The 19,649-nt window shown below is 71.5% G+C and carries 16 protein-coding genes and 1 pseudogene; 9 read left to right on the forward strand and 8 right to left on the reverse strand.

Annotated elements, in window-relative coordinates; genetic code table 11:
- Nucleotides 1–225: 225 nt before the first annotated feature.
- Entirely contained in the window at nucleotides 226–1,998 is a 1,773-nt protein-coding gene (locus ACFYOH_RS02065; RefSeq protein WP_388620056.1) for an acetyl/propionyl/methylcrotonyl-CoA carboxylase subunit alpha, read from the reverse strand.
- Between the two features lie 365 nt (nucleotides 1,999–2,363).
- On the opposite strand from ACFYOH_RS02065, the pseudogene ACFYOH_RS02070 reads away from it, so the two are divergent.
- Nucleotides 2,364–2,855: pseudogene (locus ACFYOH_RS02070) on the forward strand (hypothetical protein); the annotation flags it as partial.
- Nucleotides 2,856–2,919: 64 nt separating this feature from the next.
- Here the strand turns inward: ACFYOH_RS02070 and ACFYOH_RS02075 are convergent.
- The 4 genes from ACFYOH_RS02075 to ACFYOH_RS02090 form a co-directional block, all read right to left on the reverse strand.
- Nucleotides 2,920–3,552 carry a Maf family protein gene (locus ACFYOH_RS02075; protein ID WP_388620059.1) on the reverse strand — a complete coding sequence of 211 codons (633 nt, stop codon included), beginning with the start codon at nucleotides 3,550–3,552 and terminating at the stop codon, nucleotides 2,920–2,922.
- Nucleotides 3,553–3,584: 32 nt separating this feature from the next.
- Nucleotides 3,585–3,713 carry a morphogenic membrane protein MmpB gene (gene mmpB, locus ACFYOH_RS02080; protein WP_388620061.1) on the reverse strand — a complete coding sequence of 43 codons (129 nt, stop codon included), beginning with the start codon at nucleotides 3,711–3,713 and terminating at the stop codon, nucleotides 3,585–3,587.
- A gap of 134 nt (nucleotides 3,714–3,847) precedes the next feature.
- Entirely contained in the window at nucleotides 3,848–4,057 is a 210-nt protein-coding gene (locus tag ACFYOH_RS02085; RefSeq protein WP_388620064.1) for an acyl-CoA carboxylase epsilon subunit, read from the reverse strand.
- 9 nt (nucleotides 4,058–4,066) lie between these two features.
- Nucleotides 4,067–5,659, reverse strand: coding sequence for an acyl-CoA carboxylase subunit beta (locus ACFYOH_RS02090; protein WP_388620067.1), 1,593 nt, complete (start codon nucleotides 5,657–5,659; stop codon nucleotides 4,067–4,069).
- 112 nt (nucleotides 5,660–5,771) lie between these two features.
- Here ACFYOH_RS02090 and ACFYOH_RS02095 point away from each other — a divergent pair, with 112 nt between their 5' ends.
- Together ACFYOH_RS02095 and ACFYOH_RS02100 are read left to right on the forward strand one after the other, a co-directional pair.
- Nucleotides 5,772–6,632 carry a biotin--[acetyl-CoA-carboxylase] ligase gene (locus tag ACFYOH_RS02095; RefSeq protein WP_388620069.1) on the forward strand — a complete coding sequence of 287 codons (861 nt, stop codon included), beginning with the start codon at nucleotides 5,772–5,774 and terminating at the stop codon, nucleotides 6,630–6,632.
- Nucleotides 6,633–7,181: 549 nt separating this feature from the next.
- Nucleotides 7,182–8,288, forward strand: a complete 1,107-nt coding sequence (locus ACFYOH_RS02100) for an adenylate/guanylate cyclase domain-containing protein (RefSeq protein ID WP_388620071.1) — start codon at nucleotides 7,182–7,184, stop codon at nucleotides 8,286–8,288.
- A gap of 14 nt (nucleotides 8,289–8,302) precedes the next feature.
- On the opposite strand, the gene ACFYOH_RS02105 is transcribed toward ACFYOH_RS02100, so the two are convergent.
- Nucleotides 8,303–8,926 (reverse strand): hypothetical protein, encoded by a 624-nt coding sequence (locus tag ACFYOH_RS02105; RefSeq protein WP_388620074.1) that lies wholly within the window; start codon nucleotides 8,924–8,926, stop codon nucleotides 8,303–8,305.
- Between the two features lie 208 nt (nucleotides 8,927–9,134).
- Here ACFYOH_RS02105 and ACFYOH_RS02110 point away from each other — a divergent pair, with 208 nt between their 5' ends.
- From ACFYOH_RS02110 to hutH, 3 genes are all read left to right on the forward strand, one after another.
- On the forward strand, nucleotides 9,135–9,929 hold the full coding sequence (locus tag ACFYOH_RS02110) for an enoyl-CoA hydratase/isomerase family protein (protein ID WP_388620077.1): 795 nt from the start codon (nucleotides 9,135–9,137) through the stop codon (nucleotides 9,927–9,929).
- A gap of 75 nt (nucleotides 9,930–10,004) precedes the next feature.
- Entirely contained in the window at nucleotides 10,005–11,150 is a 1,146-nt protein-coding gene (locus ACFYOH_RS02115; protein WP_388620079.1) for a diguanylate cyclase domain-containing protein, read from the forward strand.
- 88 nt (nucleotides 11,151–11,238) lie between these two features.
- Entirely contained in the window at nucleotides 11,239–12,777 is a 1,539-nt protein-coding gene (gene hutH / locus ACFYOH_RS02120; RefSeq protein ID WP_388621037.1) for a histidine ammonia-lyase, read from the forward strand.
- A gap of 52 nt (nucleotides 12,778–12,829) precedes the next feature.
- Here hutH and ACFYOH_RS02125 read toward each other — a convergent pair whose 3' ends face one another.
- Together ACFYOH_RS02125 and ACFYOH_RS02130 are read right to left on the reverse strand one after the other, a co-directional pair.
- Nucleotides 12,830–13,606, reverse strand: coding sequence for a hypothetical protein (locus ACFYOH_RS02125; protein WP_388620082.1), 777 nt, complete (start codon nucleotides 13,604–13,606; stop codon nucleotides 12,830–12,832).
- Between the two features lie 42 nt (nucleotides 13,607–13,648).
- Nucleotides 13,649–13,972, reverse strand: a complete 324-nt coding sequence (locus tag ACFYOH_RS02130) for an LPXTG cell wall anchor domain-containing protein (RefSeq protein WP_388620084.1) — start codon at nucleotides 13,970–13,972, stop codon at nucleotides 13,649–13,651.
- Nucleotides 13,973–14,081: 109 nt separating this feature from the next.
- On the opposite strand from ACFYOH_RS02130, the gene ACFYOH_RS02135 reads away from it, so the two are divergent.
- From ACFYOH_RS02135 to ACFYOH_RS02145, 3 genes are all read left to right on the forward strand, one after another.
- Nucleotides 14,082–14,423, forward strand: a complete 342-nt coding sequence (locus ACFYOH_RS02135) for a hypothetical protein (RefSeq protein ID WP_388620086.1) — start codon at nucleotides 14,082–14,084, stop codon at nucleotides 14,421–14,423.
- A gap of 223 nt (nucleotides 14,424–14,646) precedes the next feature.
- On the forward strand, nucleotides 14,647–15,894 hold the full coding sequence (locus tag ACFYOH_RS02140; RefSeq protein WP_388620089.1) for an Ig-like domain-containing protein: 1,248 nt from the start codon (nucleotides 14,647–14,649) through the stop codon (nucleotides 15,892–15,894).
- A 427-nt stretch (nucleotides 15,895–16,321) separates the two neighbouring features.
- Nucleotides 16,322–19,627, forward strand: coding sequence for a S8 family serine peptidase (locus ACFYOH_RS02145; protein ID WP_388620092.1), 3,306 nt, complete (start codon nucleotides 16,322–16,324; stop codon nucleotides 19,625–19,627).
- Nucleotides 19,628–19,649: the final 22 nt, after the last annotated feature.

Here is a 19,649-nt window from a genome sequence, read left to right on the forward strand (position 1 = left end):
TCGCAGCTCGCCCGCCTCGCTGAAAGGCGGAACGCCCGGCAGGCCGACCGAAGTCGGTCCACCGGGCGTTACTCGGACTGGTGCCGTCAGTCCTTCTCGGTGGGGGTCCGTGCCCGACACGGACCGCGCCCCCAGGGAGTCGCAGCTCGCCCGCCTCGCTGAAAGGCGGAACGCCCGGCAGGCCGACCGAAGTCGGTCCACCGGGCGTTACTCGGACTGGTGCCGTCAGTCCTTGATCTCGCAGATCGCCGCGCCGGACGTGACGGAGGCGCCGACCTCCGCGCTCAGGCCCTTGATGGTGCCCGCCTTGTGCGCGTTGAGGGGCTGCTCCATCTTCATGGCCTCCAGGACGACGACCAGGTCGCCCTCCTTGACCTCCTGGCCCTCCTCGACCGCGACCTTGACGATCGTGCCCTGCATCGGGGAGGCGAGCGTGTCGCCGGAGGCGACGGGGCCGGACTTCTTGGCCGCGCGGCGCTTCGGCTTGGCGCCGGCCGCGAGGCCGGTGCGGGCCAGGGACATGCCGAGGGAGGCCGGGAGGGAGACCTCCAGGCGCTTGCCGCCGACCTCGACGACGACCGTCTCGCGGCCCGCGTCCTCCTCGGCCTCGGCCTCGGCGGGGGCGGCGAACGGCTTGATCTCGTTCACGAACTCGGTCTCGATCCAGCGGGTGTGGACCGTGAACGGGTCGGTGGAACCGATCAGTTCGGGGGCGAACGCCGGGTCCACGACCACCGCGCGGTGGAAGGGGATCGCCGTGGCCATGCCCTCGACCTGGAACTCCTCCAGGGCGCGCGCGGCCCGCTCCAGGGCCTCCTTGCGGGTACGGCCCGTGACGATCAGCTTGGCCAGCAGGGAGTCCCACGCCGGGCCGATGACCGAGCCGGACTCCACGCCCGCGTCCAGGCGGACACCGGGGCCGGACGGGGCGTCGAACCGGGTGACCGTGCCGGGGGCGGGGAGGAAGTTGCGGCCCGGGTCCTCGCCGTTGATGCGGAACTCGAAGGAGTGGCCCCGCAGCGCCGGGTCGTCGTAGCCCAGCTCCTCGCCGTCGGCGATGCGGAACATCTCGCGCACCAGGTCGATGCCGGCGACCTCCTCGGTCACCGGGTGCTCGACCTGGAGGCGGGTGTTGACCTCCAGGAAGGAGATCGTGCCGTCCTGGCCGACCAGGAACTCGCAGGTCCCCGCGCCCTCGTAGCGGGCCTCCTTCAGGATGGCCTTGGAGGCGCGGTACAGCTCGGCGACCTGCTCGTCGCTCAGGAACGGGGCCGGGGCCTCCTCCACCAGCTTCTGGTGCCGGCGCTGCAGCGAGCAGTCACGCGTGGATACGACGACCACGTTGCCGTGCTTGTCGGCCAGGCACTGGGTCTCCACGTGCCGCGGACGGTCCAGGTAGCGCTCGACGAAGCACTCACCGCGGCCGAAGGCGGCGACCGCCTCGCGAACCGCCGAGTCGTACAGCTCGGGGACCTCTTCGAGGGTGCGGGCGACCTTCAGGCCGCGGCCGCCGCCACCGAAGGCGGCCTTGATCGCGATCGGCAGGCCGTGCTGCTCAGCGAAGGCCACGACCTCCTCGGCACCGCTCACCGGGTCCGGGGTGCCGGCCACCAGCGGGGCGCCGGCGCGCTGCGCGATGTGGCGGGCGGCGACCTTGTCACCCAGGTCGCGGATGGCCTGCGGCGGCGGGCCGATCCAGATCAGGCCGGCGTCCAGCACCGCCTGGGCGAAGTCGGCGTTCTCCGACAGGAAGCCGTAGCCCGGGTGGATGGCGTCCGCGCCGGACTCGCGCGCCGCGATCAGCACCTTCTCGATGTCCAGATAGCTGGTGGCCGGTGTGTCACCGCCCAGGGCGAACGCCTCATCCGCGACGCGGACATGCAGAGCGTCCCGGTCCGGGTCGGCGTAGACGGCCACGCTCGCGATCCCGGCGTCCCGACAGGCTCGGGCCACGCGGACAGCGATTTCGCCACGGTTGGCGATGAGCACCTTGCGCACGATTGAGGCTCCCTCCTTGAAACAAGCCGAGTTTAGGGACTGCCGACACGGCACTTCGACCCGTCCCCAGTGGTGAGCTTGCCCACACGGAGCGTGATTCGAGGCTCGCTCGACCGGCGAAAAGCCTTGTCGCACCCCGGTACGCAGGACTCCTCCGGGAAACCCTAGCCCGGCCATGTGGTCAAGGTCTCTGTGAGGGCGTGCTGCGGCCCACTCTGTTTCTTTGTCGAGTCCCTACGAATGGCCCAATGATTCTTTGCTGCCGCGCGAACCCTTGTCCCGGGGTTTACCCGTTAGTAGCGTGCGCGATGGCTCGAACGTACCTGTGGTAACAGTCAGCGCGGCTTGAGAGTGGGTGGGGACCGGTGGTGCGCAGACCGGTGGCGTGGGTCGTGGCGGTCGTCCTCCTGGCGGAGGCGGTCTTCGTCGCGGCGCTGAACTGGTTCCTCGGCGTGGTCGTCGACCGGCAGAAGATGTCCCTGGCCGGCCTCGATCCGCACATGATGTCGGTGTCCTCGAAGATCGGCGGGCTGGTCTTCGGCCTCTACTTCGCGCTGTGCGCCCTGGTGGCCCTCCTGGTCGCGATACGCGACCGCGCCCCGGCGGGCTTGGGTCGCGTCCTGCTGATCAGCGTGGCGGTCGTGCACGGCCTGCTGGGCGCCTTCACCTGGGGCCTGGTCGGCTGGACGGCGTTCCTGTTCATGGTGGCGGTGCTCGGCCTCGTCGTCCTGCTTCTGATGACGTACGACCGTGACGGCGGCCCGGAGCCGGCCGCGGCCGAGGGCGGTGCGGACGCGGGCGGCGACCCGAAGGCCGAGGCCGAACCGGTCACGGCTCCGGGCGCGGCCGGCTCGCCGGCCCCGCCTGCGGAGGAGCCGCAGGACGGGGACGACGAGCCCCAGGACTCCGTGCCCGCCCGGATCACTCGTCCGGTGACCACAACTCCGTGATACCGACGCCCAGTTCGGCCAGCAGCTTGCGCACCAGGGGCAGGCTGATGCCGATCACATTGCCGTGGTCGCCCTCGATGCCCTCGATGAACGGCGCCGAACGGCCGTCCAGGGTGAAGGCCCCGGCGACGTAGAGGGGTTCCCCGGAGGCCACGTACGCCGCGATCTCCTCGTCGCTGGGCTCACCGAAGAAGACCACGGTGGAGGCGGTGCCGGACACGTACCGCTTGGCCTCCGTGTCCCAGATGCAGTGCCCCGTCTGGAGGGTCCCGGCGCGCCCGCGCATCGCCTTCCAGCGGGCGGTCGCCTCCTCGGCGTCGGCGGGCTTGCCGAGGGCCTGCCCGTCCAGCTCCAGCACCGAGTCGCAGCCGATCACCAGGGCGCCCTGCACCTCCGGCTTCGCCGCCACGACCGAGGCCTTCGCCTCGGCCAGGGCGAGCGCCAGCTCCGCGGGGGTGGGGGCGGTGAGGGCGTCCTCGTCGACGCCGCTGACGATCACCTCGGGGTCGAGGCCGGCCTGACGGAGGAGGCCCAGACGGGCGGGGGACTTCGAGGCGAGCACGAGTCGCCTGCGGCGCGTAGACCTGCGGTGCGTAGCAGTCATGCGGTCAGGTTAGTCGCGGGGTGCCGTTCGGCTCACCTCAGGCCGATGGCCAGCATCGCCAGGATCATGGCGACGGCCATGAGAAAGCCGAGCCGCCGGAGCATGTCATGCGCTTCGCGCATGTCCTTCGGCGGCTCGTCTTCGGGGTCTGACCACAGCACTCGTCCAGCGTGCGGGCCGGTGGGGGAGGGCGCCTGAGTATGAGTACTCAATTGGCGCCCTGAGCTGTACCACTGTGCGCCCACGCGGCGGAGCCGCACATCGAGACAGCCCCGCGCCCCTGAGTTGACACCCCTCAGCTCGGCCAGTAGGTGCGAGTCCATGACGCCGGCCCCGGCTTGGGCAGGTGGGCGGCGGCGATTCTGCCCGGGTCGGACCACGCGTCCCTCGGGCCCTTCGCGCCGGGCGGTGCCGCTGCTGCCGCCGCGGCGCGGGCGCGGACCACCGCCAGGGCGGCGGCCAGCTCCTCCGGGGTCGGGTTGCCCCGTACGACTCTGATCGTCACAGCGGCTCCTTACAGGGGGATGTTGCCGTGCTTCTTCGGAGGCAGGGATTCCCGCTTCGTGCGCAGCTGACGCAGGCCGCGGACGATGTGGGCACGGGTGTCGGACGGCATGATCACCGCGTCGATGTAGCCGCGCTCGGCCGCGATGTAGGGGTTGAGGAGGGTGTCCTCGTACTCCTGGATCAGCCGGGCCCGGGTGGCCTCGCCGTCTCCGGCGGACTCCGCCTCGGCGATGGTGCGGCGGTGCAGGATGTTGACCGCGCCCTGGGCGCCCATGACGGCGATCTGGGCGGTGGGCCAGGCCAGGTTGAGGTCGGCACCCAGATGCTTGGAGCCCATGACGTCGTAGGCGCCGCCGAAGGCCTTGCGGGTGATGACCGTGATGAGCGGGACGGTGGCCTCGGCGTAGGCGTAGATCAGCTTGGCGCCGCGCCGGATGATGCCGGTGTGCTCCTGGTCGACACCGGGGAGGAACCCGGGTACGTCGACGAAGGTGAGCACGGGGATGTTGAAGGCGTCGCACGTGCGCACGAACCGGGAGGCCTTCTCGGACGCGTCGATGTCCAGGCAGCCGGCGAACTGCATCGGCTGGTTGGCGACCACGCCCACCGGGTGACCCTCGACCCGGCCGAAGCCGGTGAGGATGTTCGGCGCGAACAGCGACTGCGTCTCGAAGAACTCGCCGTCGTCCAGGACGTGTTCGATCACCGTGTGCATGTCGTACGGCTGGTTCGCGCTGTCCGGGACGACGGTGTCCAGCTCGCGGTCCTCGTCGTTGACCGCGAGGTCCGCCTCCTCCGGGAAGACCGGGGCCTCGGAGAGGTTGTTGGACGGCAGGTACGACAGCAGCTGCTTGACGTACTCGATGGCGTCCTTCTCGTCGCCGGCCATGTGGTGGGCCACGCCGGAGGCGGTGTTGTGGGTGCGGGCGCCGCCCAGCTCCTCGAAACCGACGTCCTCGCCCGTGACGGTCTTGATGACGTCCGGGCCGGTGATGAACATGTGGGAGGTCTGGTCGACCATGACCGTGAAGTCGGTGATCGCCGGGGAGTAGACCGCGCCGCCCGCGCAGGGGCCGACGACCAGGCTGATCTGCGGGATCACACCGGAGGCGTGGGTGTTGCGGCGGAAGATCTCGCCGTAGGCGCCGAGGGAGGCCACGCCTTCCTGGATGCGGGCGCCGCCGGAGTCGTTGATGCCGACGACCGGGCAGCCGGTCTTCAGCGCGAAGTCCATCACCTTGACGATCTTCTGGCCGTAGACCTCGCCGAGGGCGCCGCCGAAGACCGTGAAGTCCTGGGAGAACACGGCGACGGGGCGGCCGTCGACGGTGCCGTACCCGGTGACGACACCGTCCCCGTACGGCCGGTTCTTCTCCAGACCGAAGTTCGTGGACCGGTGCCGGGCGAACTCGTCGAGCTCGACGAAGGAGCCCTCGTCGAGCAGCAGCTCGATCCGCTCACGGGCCGTCAGCTTGCCCTTCGCGTGCTGCTTTTCGACGGCGCGCTCCGAGCCGGCGTGCGTCGCCTCGTGGATGCGGCGCTGCAGATCCGCGAGCTTGCCCGCGGTCGTGTGGATATCGATCTCTTCCGGCTCGGACATCGGGATCGCGGCTCCCTGCCTGCTCAAAAGGGGGGGACGGTTACTCATCCGTAGAGTAGTGCTGGGCCTGTGGGTCGGCAGTGCGGCGTTTCCCACACCTAGGGTGACTTGCATGACGCCGCACAATGCATCAGACGACAGCCGCTGGTCCGACCTGGACCGTCCGCCCCTGAACGCCGCGGCACTGCGGCGCGCGCTGGTCCGGGAGGGGAGCCTGTACAGCGCGGTGGACGTGGTGCAGCGCACCGGCTCCACCAACGCCGACCTGGTCGCCCGGGCCGCCGCCGGGAAGGCCGAGGAGGGGGCGGTGCTGGTGGCGGAGGAGCAGACGGCCGGCAAGGGGCGCCTGGACCGCCGGTGGACGGCGCCGGCGCGCTCGGGCCTGTTCTTCTCCGTGTTCCTGCGGCCCGCCGAGGTGCCCGTGGCCCGGTGGGGCTGGCTGCCGCTGCTCACCGGTGTCGCCGTGGCGACCGGGCTGTCCCGGGCGGCGGGCGTGGACACGGCCCTGAAGTGGCCGAACGACCTGCTGGTGACCGTGGCGGGCGAGGAGCGCAAGGCGGGGGGCATCCTCGCCGAGCGGGCCGGTACGGACGGTGTGGTCATCGGCGTCGGCATCAACGTCACCCTGCGGGCGGAGGAGCTGCCGGTGCCGCAGGCGGGGTCGCTGGCGCTGGCCGGGGCGGTCTCGACGGACCGGGATCCGCTGCTGCGGGCGGCGCTGCGGGCGCTGGAGGACTGGTACGGGCGGTGGCGGGGCGCGGGGGGTGACCCCGCGGTGAGCGGTCTTCAGGAGACGTACGCGGCGGGGTGCGCCACGCTGGGGCGTGCCGTGCGGGCCGAGTTGCCGGGGGAGCGGTCGATCGTGGGCGAGGCGGTGGCGGTCGACGGGGACGGCCGTCTCGTCATCGCCACGGAGGCGGGGGTGCAGGAGCCTGTGGGTGCGGGGGACATCGTGCATCTGCGGCCTGCGTGAGCGGGTGCCTGCGGCGCGGGTGCCTGCGGCGCCTCTGCGGCTGGGTGGGGTGTGCGCGGGTGCCTGCGGCGCCTCTGCGGCTGGATGGGGGCGCGCGTAGCGCCGAGTGCCGTTTTTGGGTCGGGGCGCGCCGGGGGGTTTCCGTCCTCGGAACGGCGCGGAATCGGTCGGCCGGTCAGGTCCCGGTGTCGACGCGCCAACCGCTGCGGGCGGACACCCCCGGCACGTCCCCTTTCCGCCGTGGGCGGCTGCGGTGCCGCCGGGGCCAGGAAGCCGACGGCACGGGCAGCGCCCCAAAGGGGCGCGGGGAACTGCGCGAGCAGCCACGGTGGACCGGTGCTGGGCGACGGCGGGGGTCGCCCCGGACCTGCCCCGATGCGGGGTCCGGGGGCGCAGCCCCCCGGGGGTGGCCGGCGCCAACGTCGGGGAGCACATCCGGTACCGGGAAGTGAACCGTCGGCCAAACCCAACGGAGTGAGCTGGCGCACACCTGCCGTAGAGTTGAGGCCGGTCGATACCTGACCGCGACAGATCGGAAGGGCAGCAGGCGTGACCGTCGACGACACGGGCTCCGGTGCGGGCGCGGACGCCGCCGACCCCGGCGAGGACCCGCTGGCCCTGCGCCTCGAACAGCTCATCCTGGGCGCCGAGCGCCGCTACACGCCGTTCCAGGCGGCCCGCAGCGCCGGTGTCTCCATGGAGCTGGCGTCCCGGTTCTGGCGGGCGATGGGGTTCGCGGACATCGGGCAGGCCAAGGCGTTGACGGAGGCCGACGTGCTCGCTCTGCGCCGGCTCGCCGGTCTCGTCGAGGCGGGGCTGCTCAGCGAGGCCATGGCGGTGCAGGTGGCCCGGTCCACCGGGCAGACCACCGCCCGGTTGGCCGAGTGGCAGATGGATTCCTTCCTGGAGGGCCTGACCGAGCCGCCCGAGCCCGGGATGACCCGCACCGAGGTGACGTACCCGATCGTCGAGCTGCTCCTGCCCGAGCTGGAGGAGTTCCTGGTCTATGTGTGGCGGCGGCAGCTCGCCGCCTCGGCCGGGCGTGTTGTGCAGTCGGCCGACGACGAGGAGATGGTCGACCGGCGGCTCGCCGTCGGCTTCGCCGACCTGGTGGGGTTCACCCGGCTGACCCGGCGGATGGAGGAGGAGGAGCTCGGCGAGCTGGTCGAGGCCTTCGAGACCACCGCCGCCGACCTGGTGGCCGCGCGCGGCGGCCGGCTCATCAAGACCCTCGGCGACGAGGTGCTGTACGCGGCGGACGACTCCGGTACGGCCGCGGACATCGCGCTGCGCCTGGTCGAGACGCTGGCGAACGACGAGACCATGCCCGAGCTGCGGGTCGGCATGGCGTTCGGCACGGTCACCACTCGTATGGGTGATGTGTTCGGTACGACGGTCAACCTGGCTTCCCGGCTGACGTCCATAGCGCCCCGGGACGCCGTGCTGGTGGACAGCGCCTTGGCCGAGGAGCTGATCCGCACGGGCGAGGCTCCCGCCTCCGAGGCCGAGGCGGCCGAGGCCGCTGCCGCCGCCGAGAAGGAGGGCGAGGAGCCGCCGAAGTACCGCTTCGCGCTCCAGCCGATGTGGCAGCGCCCGGTGCGTGGCCTCGGTGTGGTGGAGCCCTGGCTGCTCACCCGCCGCGACGGCCAGTCGTAGGCGCTGCGACCTGCTCAGCGGACGTCCACGCACAGGCCGAGCACCGGTACGCACAGCCCGCCCGGGCCTGGCGCGGGGGCGCTGTGGCCGGGCGCCGGGGTGGTCGGCGCGGGTGCGGCGGTCGTGGGGGCCGGGCGCGGCGCGGATGTCGTCGCCGAGGGCCCCGGTGTGGCGCCGGTGGTGGAGCCCGGAGCGGTCGGCAGGGCGGTCGCGGTCGGTGCGGTGGTGCGTCCCGTCGGTGCGCTCGGCGCCGCCGGACCGGTGGCCGTGGCCGTGTCGGCCGGCGCGAGGCTTCTGCCGCCCATGACGGAGGTCGCCGAGGGCAGTGCGGTGGGGCCGGCGGCCGTCGTCGCGGCGGTGTTCGCCGCGTGGTCCGTGGCGCCGCCGCCGGCGCCGGCGCGGGGCTCGGCCTCCGCCGTGCCCGGGGCGCCGACGCCCGACTCCGGCGAGACCCGGACCAGGCTGAGCACGCCCGCCGCCAGGGCGAGACCGCCGGCCGCCAGCAGCACCTTGCGGGGGCGCGGTTTGCGGTGCCGACCGCGCCGTACGCCGGACGCACCGGCCGGCTCGCCGCGCTCTTCCGAGTCCCGGCCCTCTTCTTCCGTCTCCGCCGCACGTGCACGTATCGGTGCCGCCATGGTTCCCCTCCCCGGTTCCCCTCCCGGCCGCGCCCCGGGCGTGCCGTGGCGGACGCACGCTATGCGGTCCTGTGGGTGATGTGGGGTGAGAAGGCCGGGATGTCACTCGAACGGGCGTAGCCCCCTGGACTTTCCCGGGGTCGGCTGCGGCTGCGATGATCGGGCCGACAATGCGTTAACCGTGGTTAACAGTGAGCCGGAGGGTGCCATGAGCGAGGAGCGGTTCGGGGAGTTCGTGCTGGTACGGCGGCACGGGCGGGTCGCGGAGCTGGTCATGGACCGGCCCAAGGCCATGAACGCCGTCTCGACGGAGATGGCCCGCTCCCTCACCGCCGCGTGCACGGCGCTGGCCGGCGACCGGGACGCGCGCGTGGTGGTCCTGACCTCCAGCCATGAGCGGGCGTTCTGCGTCGGCGCGGACCTGAAGGAGCGGAACTCCTTCAGCGACGCCGATCTGCTGCGGCAGCGGCCGCTGACGCGCGGCGCGTACACCGGGGTGCTGGAGCTGCCGATGCCGACCATCGCGGCGGTGCACGGGTTCGCGCTGGGCGGGGGCTTCGAACTGGCCCTGTCCTGCGACCTGATCGTGGCCGACCGTACGGCGGTGGTGGGGCTGCCGGAGGTGTCCGTGGGCGTGATTCCCGGCGGCGGCGGTACGCAGCTGCTGCCGCGGCGGGTCGGGGCGGCTCGGGCGGCCGAGCTGATCTTCTCGGCCCGGCGGGTGGAGGCGGCCGAGGCGGCCGAGCTGGGGCTGGTCGACCGGCTCGTGGACGAGGGCCGCGACCGCGAGGAGGCGCTGGCGCTGGCCGCCGGCATCGCCGGCAACTCACCGGTCGGCCTGCGGGCCGCCAAGCGCGCCCTGCGGCTGGGGCACGGTCTCGACCTCCGGGCGGGCCTGGAGGTCGAGGACGCCGCGTGGCGTGCGGTGGCGTTCTCCGGGGACCGGGCGGAAGGCGTGGCGGCCTTCAACGAGAAGCGCAAGCCGGAGTGGCCCGGCGAGTGAGCGGCCTGTGACTCCACCCCGCCTGTTCGCCCCGCCAATGTCCCGATTGCCGCAAATCATCCCTAACCTGGAGTAATGGGCGAGGATAGGCGGCTAGCCGCAGTCGTGGCGCTGGCGCAGGGCATGGCGGCGGCGCACACTCCGCGGGACTCGTGGCAGGCCGCCGCGCTCGGCGCCTGCCGGGCGCTGGACGGCAGCTTCGCCGCGCTGTCGGTGTGGGAGCGCGAGCTGGGCCGGCTGCGGGTCCTCGTGAACGTGGGGGACCGGCGCCCGGACGAGGAGGAGTTCCCCGAGTCCGAGGCCTATCCCGTGCACCAGTTCCCGGAGATCACCGAGTTCCTGCACGAGCGCTGGGCCGGCGGGGGCGGACCGAACGCATGGGTGGAGACGGCCGAGGGGACCGCCGCCGGCACCCCCGGGTACTTCCATCGGCGTGTCGCCGCCCTGCGGCGACGCGGACGCGGATGCTGTGTCGTCGCCCCCGTCCTGCTGCACGGCAGGGCCTGGGGCGAGTTGTACGTCGCCCGGCCCGTCGAGGCGCCCGTGTTCGACCGGGCCGACTCCGACTTCGCGACCGTGCTGGCTGCCGTCGTCGCGGCCGGGCTCGCGCAGACCGAGCGGCTGGAGGAGGCCCGCCGGCTCGCGTACACCGACGCCCTCACCGGACTCGCCAACCGCCGGGCCGTGGACGTGCGCCTGGAGGAGGCGGTCGAGCGGCATCGCACGGAGGGCGTGGTCGTCAGCCTCGTCGTCTGCGATCTCAACGGGCTGAAACGGGTCAACGACACCCTCGGGCACGCCGTCGGCGACCGGCTGCTGGAACGCTTCGGCTCGGTGCTGTCGCTGTGTGGCGCCATGGTGCCGGGCGCGCTGGTCGCGCGGCTCGGCGGGGACGAGTTCTGTCTGCTGGCCGTCGGGCCGCCCGCCGACGACGTGGTCAAGGCCGCCGACGAACTGTGCCGCCGGGCCGGGGAGTTGGAGCTGGGGGAAGGCGTGGCGTGCGGGGTCGCCTCGACCGAGGACCCGATCGGGGAGGTGCAGGACGCGCGGCGGCTGTTCCGGCTCGCCGACGCCGCCCAGTACCGGGCCAAGGCCCTGCGCGGCGACCGGCCGGTGGTGGCGGGCCGGGACGGGCCGCAGGACCCGGTCGTACGGCTGGCCGACGAGCCGCCGCACGTGTCGCCCGCCGAACGGCGCCGCTTCCGCGGGCGCCGGCCGTGAGGCGAAGCCCACACGGATCGGTAAGGGTCGCTCCCGTACTCCACTAGTGACATCTCCGCATTCAATGCGTACGCTCCTGAATATGGATATGCACACTGTGGTGGTGGGGACGTCGGGTGTCACGGCGTCCGACGTGCTCGCCGTGGCGCGCGGCGGGGCCCGTGTCGAACTGTCGGCCGAGGCGGTGGCGGCCCTGGCGGCGGCCCGCGAGATCGTGGACGCGCTGGCGGCCAAGCCGGACCCGGTCTACGGCGTCTCCACCGGCTTCGGCGCCCTGGCGACCCGGCACATCAGCCAGGAACTGCGCGCGCAGCTGCAGCGCAACATCGTCCGCTCGCACGCCGCCGGCATGGGGCCGCGGGTCGAGCGCGAGGTCGTACGTGCCCTGATGTTCCTGCGGCTGAAGACCGTCTGCTCCGGGCACACCGGCGTCCGGCCCGAGGTCGCGCAGACCATGGCGGACGTGCTCAACGCCGGGATCACCCCGGTCGTGCACGAGTACGGCTCCCTCGGCTGCTCCGGCGACCTGGCCCCGCTGTCCCACTGCGCCCTGGCCCTCATGGGCGAGGGAGACGCGGAGGGGCCCGACGGGGTCGTACGGCCCGCCGGCGAGCTGCTCGCCGAACACGGGATCAAGCCGGTCGAGCTGCGCGAGAAGGAGGGACTGGCCCTTCTCAACGGCACCGACGGCATGCTCGGCATGCTGATCATGGCCCTCGCCGACCTCGACACCCTCTACAAGTCCGCCGACGTCACCGCCGCCCTCAGCCTGGAGGCACTGCTCGGGACGGACAAGGTGCTCGCGCCGGAGCTGCACGCCATCCGCCCGCACCCGGGCCAGGGCGCCTCCGCCGCCAACATGCTGGCGGTGCTGAAGGGTTCGCAGCTCACCGGGCACCACCAGGACGACGCCCCCCGCGTCCAGGACGCCTACTCCGTGCGCTGTGCCCCGCAGGTCGCCGGTGCCGGGCGCGACACCATGGCGCACGCCCGGCTGGTCGCCGAGCGGGAGCTGGCCTCCGCCGTGGACAACCCGGTCGTGCTGCCCGACGGCCGCGTGGAGTCCAACGGCAACTTCCACGGCGCGCCCGTGGCCTACGTCCTGGACTTCCTCGCCGTCGCCGCCGCCGACCTCGGCTCCATCGCCGAGCGCCGCACCGACCGGCTGCTCGACAAGAACCGCAGCCACGGTCTGCCGCCGTTCCTCGCCGACGACGCGGGTGTGGACTCCGGCCTGATGATCGCCCAGTACACGCAGGCCGCCCTGGTCAGCGAGATGAAGCGGCTCGCCGTACCGGCCTCCGCGGACTCCATCCCGTCCTCCGCCATGCAGGAGGACCACGTGTCCATGGGCTGGTCGGCCGCGCGCAAGCTGCGCACCGCCGTGGACAACCTGACCCGGATCATCGCCATCGAGCTGTACGCGGCCACCCGCGCCATCGAGCTGCGCGAGGGCCTCACCCCGGCGCCCGCCTCCCAGGCCGTGATCGAGGCCGTGCGCGCCGCCGGTGTGCAGGGGCCGGGCCCGGACCGGTTCCTGGCGCCCGACCTGGCCGCCGCCGACGCGTTCGTGCGTGAGGGTCACCTCGTCACCGCGGTGGAGTCGGTCACCGGCCCGCTGCAGTAACGTCTCCGCGCGAGAACAGGGGCCCTGCCGGTGCGGGGCCCCTGTTGTCGTGTCACTTCAGCTTGGCCTGCTGGGCTTTGACGACCTCCGGCGACACCGTGTACGCCTTCTTGGCCATGATCGCGCCCAGGTTCGTCGTGAAATAGACCGACAGGGTGTTTCCGAGCCGGACGACCTCGGCACGGGCGGGCGCCGGGTCCCCGTCGCCCGAGTTCATGGTCGCGGTGAACGCCACCGAACCGTCCCCGGTGCCCGTCGCCTTCTCCTCGGCGACCTTGGTGAACCGCAGCTTGGTACCGGCCTGCTGGGCGGGGAAGCCGCTCGCGCAGTCCTTCACCGCGGTGGAGACCGACGCGAGGGGCTTCTCGGCGCCGTCCCCGTCGTACGACGCCAGGGTGACCGTGGTGATGTCGCGGTCCAGGGACTTGTGCATCGTCTCCTCGAACGTCCCCTCGTCGACGTCGTCCAGGGAGGTCGGCTTGGCCGTGGGGGTCTTCTTCTGGTTCTCCGTCGCCATACGGTCGGTCCTGGCCGCCGCGTCGGCCGGCGGGAGCCCGCTCATCACACGGGCCAGCGGCCGACAGGACGCGCTGTCGCTGGTGATGGCCCTGGACCGGGTGGCCGGCACCGCCCCCACCTTGAAGCCGGGCACCTCGCCCCCGGCGATGATCAGCTTCTTCAACTCCGCGGCGCCCAGCGCCTTCGCGGTCGTACCGGAGCCCTTCGCATCCCCGCCGGAATCCCCGCCGGAACAGCCCGTGACAAGGACGAACGACAGTGCACCCACAGCTGCCGTGGCGCACAGCCGTACGCCCGATGATCTCTTCATGGCCGAACTGTGTGCGGCCCATCAAAGATTCGGCAAGGGAATTCAAAAGCCCAGGCGTTCGCGGCGCACCGAGTACACCACGAAGCCCGCTCCCACACCGAGGAAGAGGGTGCCGCCGACGACGTACGGTGTGGTGTCGATGCTTCCGGTGTCGGCGAGTTGGGTGTCGTCCGCCGCCTCCCGAGCGGTCTCGGCGGTCGCCTGCGACACCGCCCTGGCCTGCTGGGTCAGCTGTGTGGTGGAGGTTTCCGCGCTCGCTCTGCCCGAGGAGTCCTGCGACGCGTTCGCGGACGGGACGAACCACAGCGCGCACAACAGGGTGCCCGCGGCGGTGGCGGTCAGCAGCGGACGGCGAGCGGATGACACGGAATATCGATCCCCTTGTGACGCTGGCGAATTGGCCGTGGGGAGCGATGTTAGTGAAAGTCGCGGGTCACAGGAAAGTCACGGGAGGTTTCAGTCGTACGCTCGCGCCATGAACGCTGAAGAGACATCACGTTTTGTACGGCTTCGAGTGGAGCTGGTCCTCGAAGTGCAGGACGAGGACGCGGTCACCAAGGCCGCGCTGCGCCGGCTCGCCGCCGATCCGGAGCTGCCCGCGGCGGAGCGGAGCCAGGCCGAGGCCGCTGTGACGGAAGACACCGCGGAGGCCCTGGCATATCTCGTGGACCCGTTCGATCTGGTCAGCGAGGTGCCCGGGGTGGAGCTCCAGCAGGCGTCCTGGTCGAGTGAGCGGATCGACTACGACCCGGACTCGCCCGACTGGGAGCTGGATGAGGACGATGAGGAGGACGAGGAAGAGGGCGGCATCGGCTGAGCGTTCCGGGACAGCGCTGACCCCGGACGGCAACCGCCGTCCGGGGTTTCGTCTTCTCGGGGGCGCAGGGACTCCCGTGCCACCGGCGCCCCCGCGCATCGCGGACGTGGTGTGCCCCACAGATCCCACGTGTGTGGAACGGGGCGGCGTGGCCGTAGCGTTGAAGGTTCTTGCGGGGGCACTCGGGGTTTTCGGCGAATCGGCGACGATGGAGAAGCGTGTGATGACGGACAGTAAGCGGCGCAAGGGTCTGATGGCCGCGTCCGCACTGCTCGGTGGTGTCCTGGCCCTCACGGGCTGTTCCGGCGGCGGCAACTCCAAGTCGTCCGACAAGGGTGAATCCTCGCAGGCCCAGGCCGACGCGGCGGCCGCGAAGAAGTCTTCCGAGGCCCAGATCACGATCACGCCGAAGGACGGCTCCGACAACGCGTCGATCAACAACTCCGCCGCCGTGACGGTCAGCAAGGGCACGCTCACCGGCGTCACCATGACCACCCAGGACGGCAAGGCCGTCGCCGGTCAGCTCTCCGCCGACAAGACGAGCTGGAAGCCCACCGTCCAGCTGCAGCGCTCGACCACCTACAAGGTCGCCGCGGCGGCCAAGGACGCTCAGGGCCGCATAGCCAACGAGAACGCCTCCTTCACCACCGTCTCCCCGGCCAACAGCTTCATCGGCACCTTCACCCCGGAGGACGGCTCCACGGTCGGTGTCGGCATGCCGGTCTCGATCGACTTCGACAAGGCGATCACCAACAAGGCGGCCGTGCAGAAGGGCGTCACGGTCACCTCCAGCAGCGGCCAGGAGGTCGCCTGCCACTGGTTCAACGCCAACCGCATGGACTGCCGTCCGGAGCAGTACTGGAAGGAAGGCGCCACCGTCACCCTGAAGCTCGCCCTCGACGGCGTCCAGGGCGCGCCCGGCGTCACCGGCATCCAGCAGAAGACGGTCACCTTCCACATCGGCCGCAACCAGGTCTCCTACGTCGACGCGAAGACCAAGCAGATGAAGGTCACGCAGGACGGCAAGGTCGTCAAGACCATCCCGATCTCCGCCGGCGCCCCCGAGCACACCACCTACGAGGGCCAGATGGTGATCTCGGAGAAGTTCAAGCAGACCCGTATGAACGGCGCCACCGTCGGCTTCAAGGACTCCGACGGCAAGGGCGAGTACGACATCAAGGACGTGCCGCACGCCATGCGCCTGACCAACTCCGGCACCTTCATCCACGGCAACTACTGGGGCGCGCCGTCCGTGTTCGGCAACGTCAACACCAGCCACGGCTGTGTCGGCCTGCAGGACGTCAAGGGCGCCGGCGACGCGAGCACCCCGGCCGCCTGGTTCTACAGCAACTCCCTGATCGGTGACGTGGTCGTCGTCCAGAACACCGGCGACAAGACCGTCGCCCCGGACAACGGCCTCAACGGCTGGAACATGGACTGGGCCCAGTGGAAGGCCGGTTCGGCCGTCTGACGGTTCACGGTCCGACGACCCGTCCCACAGCTTCCCGGTGCCGCCCTTCGAGGGCGGCACCGCACCACTTCTGTTGACGTCGGTGTGGGCTCGCTGGGTCGGCCGATGTCGTCGCCGGGTTCAAGTGCGGGACCGTGCCTATGGAAGGAGCACGGGTTGACCTTCATCAGAACGCGGGCGCCTGACGGCCCGTAACGTCGCTCGCCGACAGTGCACTTCGCGGTTGTGTAACGGTGTCCCGGCCACGGCGTAACAGTTTCCCGTCGCTCTTTCTTACCGTCCTCTCATCCATTGAGCCGACTGATCACCCCCCGGCATACTGCGTGATCCGGGGGGTTGACGCTCCTGCGTACGAGACCACCCCCGGTCGGGTGAACGGGGAATTCGCCCGCTACTCCATCTCCAGGGGGAGAACTTGCGCAGACAAGTGAAAAGAGCTGCTGCGGCCAGCGTGGCCACGGCCGCAGCCGTCGCCCTCGCAGCGGGTATGACCAGCCCGGCGGCGGCGAGGCCCGCCGAGCGCACCCCGGCCGCCGCCTCCGCGCTCGCGGCGAGGGCGAAGACCCATGTCACGCTCATCACCGGTGACCGTGTCGTCCTCGACGCCAAGGGCCGGATCGTCGGCCTCCAGCGGGCCAAGGGCCGCGAGCACATACCCTTCCAGGTCCGCAGGACCGATGGCCACACGCTGGTCATCCCGGTCGACGCGGCCCACCTGGTCGCCTCCGGCAAGCTGGACCAGCGCCTGTTCGACGTCACCGAGTTGAACAAGGCCGCCACCCGCCGGGCCCAGAGGAACGGCCTCAAGGTCATCGTCGGCTACACCGGATCCGCCGCGGCCGCCAAGGCGGACGTCCGTGGCGCGGGCAAGCTGCGCCGGAGCCTGAGCGCCCTCAACGCCGACGCCGTGCAGACGCCGGTCAAGGACACCGCCGCGCTGTGGCACGCCGTCACCCGCGGGGACACCACCGCCTCCGGCATCGCACACGTCTGGCTCGACGGCGTCCGCAAGGCCTCCCTCGACAAGTCCGTGCCGCAGATCGGCGCACCGGTCGCCTGGAAGGCCGGCTACACCGGCAAGGGCGTGAAGGTCGCCGTCCTGGACACCGGCGTGGACACCAGCCACCCGGACCTCAAGGACCAGGTGATCGCGTCCAGGAACTTCTCCGGCGCCGCCGACGCCACCGACCACTTCGGGCACGGCACCCACGTCGCCTCCATCGTGGCGGGCACCGGCGCCAAGTCGGGCGGCAAGTACAAGGGAGTCGCCCCGGACGCCGAGATCCTCAACGGCAAGGTCCTGGACGACACCGGCTCCGGTGACGACTCCGGCATCCTGGCCGGCATGGAGTGGGCGGCCCAGCAGGGCGCCTCCGTCGTCAACCTCAGCCTCGGCGGCTACGACAGCCCCGGCATCGACCCGCTCGAGGCCGAGGTCGACAAGCTGTCCGCCACCAAGGGCATCCTGTTCGCCATCGCCGCGGGCAACGACGGGCCCGACTCGATCAGTTCGCCGGGCAGCGCCGACGCCGCGCTCACCGTCGGCGCCGTCGACAAGAAGGACAAGCTCGCCGACTTCTCCTCCACCGGCCCGCGCCTCGGCGACTACGCCATCAAGCCCGACGTCACCGCGCCCGGCGTGGACATCACCGCCGCCGCTGCCAAGGGCAGCGTCATCGACCAGGAGGTCGGCGAGAAGCCCGAGGGCTACCTGACCATCTCCGGCACCTCGATGGCCACCCCGCACGTCGCGGGCGCCGCCGCGATCCTGAAGCAGGAGCACCCCGACTGGGGCTACGCCGAGCTGAAGGGCGCGCTGACCGGCTCCGCCAAGGGCGGCAACTACACGCCGTACCAGCAGGGTTCGGGCCGAATCGCGGTGGACAAGGCCATCGGGCAGTCCGTGATCGCCGACCCGGTGTCGGTGAGCTTCGGGATGCAGCAGTGGCCGCACACCGACGACAAGCCGGTCACCAAGAAGGTGACGTACCGCAACCTCGGCGACAAGGACGTCACGCTCAGCCTGAGCAGCACCGCCCTCGACCCCAAGGGCCATGCCGCCCCGTCCGGCTTCTTCAGGCTCGCCGCGACGAAGCTGACGGTCCCCGCGCACGGCAAGGCCTCCGTCGGCCTCACCGTCGACACCAGGCTCGGCGGCACCCTCGACGGCGCCTACTCCGCGTACGTGACCGCGACCGGCGCCGGCCAGACGGTCCGCACGGCCGCCGCGGTGGAGCGCGAGGTGGAGTCGTACGACATCACGCTCAAGGTCATCGGCCGTGACGGCAAGCCGGGCCAGTTCTACAACGCCACCCTCAGCGGTGTGGCCGGTCTGGCGAGCGGCACGGAGCTAAGCCCGTACGACAAGTCCGGCACGGTGAAGGTGCGCGCGCCCAAGGGCACGTACATCCTGAACTCCGCCGTCTTCGTGGACAAGAACGGCACCAAGGGCACCGACTGGATCGCCGAGCCGAAGCTGACCGTCTCCAAGAAGCAGACCGTCACCATCGACGCGCGCAAGGCCAGGCCGGTGGACATCACCGTCCCGGCCGCGGGCGCCAAGCCTGAGTTCGCCGCACCGGGGTACTCCCTGACGCTCGGCGACGGCGAGTACAGCTACAGCTGGTTCCTGGACTCGTACAGGAACTTCCGCACCGCCCACCTGGGCCCGAAGCTGCCCGCCGGCCAGCTGTTCCAGCAGTGGGACGGCCACTGGAGCAAGGGCACGAGCGAGGAGTACGACGTCACCTCCGGCGGCCCGGTCAGACAGCTCGCCACCGGCTACACCAAGCACTGGAAGACGGGTGAGCTGGCCACCGTCAAGGCCCGGCTCGGTGCCGCGGCGAGCGGCAAGACCGGCTCGATCAGCGCCATCGGCTGGCTGCCCGGCAGCTCCAGCGCCTCCTCCGTGGGCATCCCGCAGAAGCTGCCCGGCACCCGCACCCTGCACGTGTCCGCGGGCGGCGGGGTCCTGTGGGACCTGGACTTCAGCCAGTACGGCGGGCGCGACCAGGACGGCTTCCCGGTCCAGGACGCGGGCTACACGCTCGGCCAGTCCTCCTTCAAGGCCGGCCACAGCTACACCCGGACGGTCAACACCGCCGTCTTCGGCCCGCACGTCGACAAGGACCTCGGCCTGTTCCGCAACGGCGACGAGATCTACGGTTCGCTGCCGCTGTTCGCCGACTCCGGCAGCCACGCCGGGTACTCGGAGTTCACCTCGGTGAACACGACCCTGTACCGCGACGGCACCAAGGTCGGCTCCAACGAGGACCCGCTGTTCGGCGACACGACCTTCAAGGTCCCGGCCGGTGACGCCGCGTACCGGCTGACCACCTCGGTCGAGCGCTCGGCGAAGGTCGCCCAGGCCTCCTCGCGGATCGACGCGACCTGGACCTTCCGCTCCAAGAAGGTGTCCGGCGCCGCCGTCCAGCTCCCGGCCTCCGTGCTGCACTACGGCGCCACGACCGGCCTGGACAGCCGGGTCGCCGCCGGCAGGACCGTCACCTTCCCGGTCACCGTCGAGGGCTCGGCCGCGGGCCGCAACCTCAAGTCCCTCGCGGTGTACGTCTCCTACGACGGCAAGACCTTCACGAAGGTCGACGTCCGCGGCGGCAGGATCACCGTGAAGAACCCGGCGAAGGGCAAGTCCGTCTCCTTCCGCGCCGAGATCACCGACAGGCAGGGCAACACGTCGGAGATCACGATCTACGACGCGTACTTCGGCAAGTAGAGCCGTAGCGCCCGCTGAACGA

Origin of the sequence: Streptomyces sp. NPDC007856, from assembly GCF_042868225.1 — a bacterium.
Taxonomy (GTDB): Bacteria; Actinomycetota; Actinomycetes; order Streptomycetales; family Streptomycetaceae; genus Streptomyces.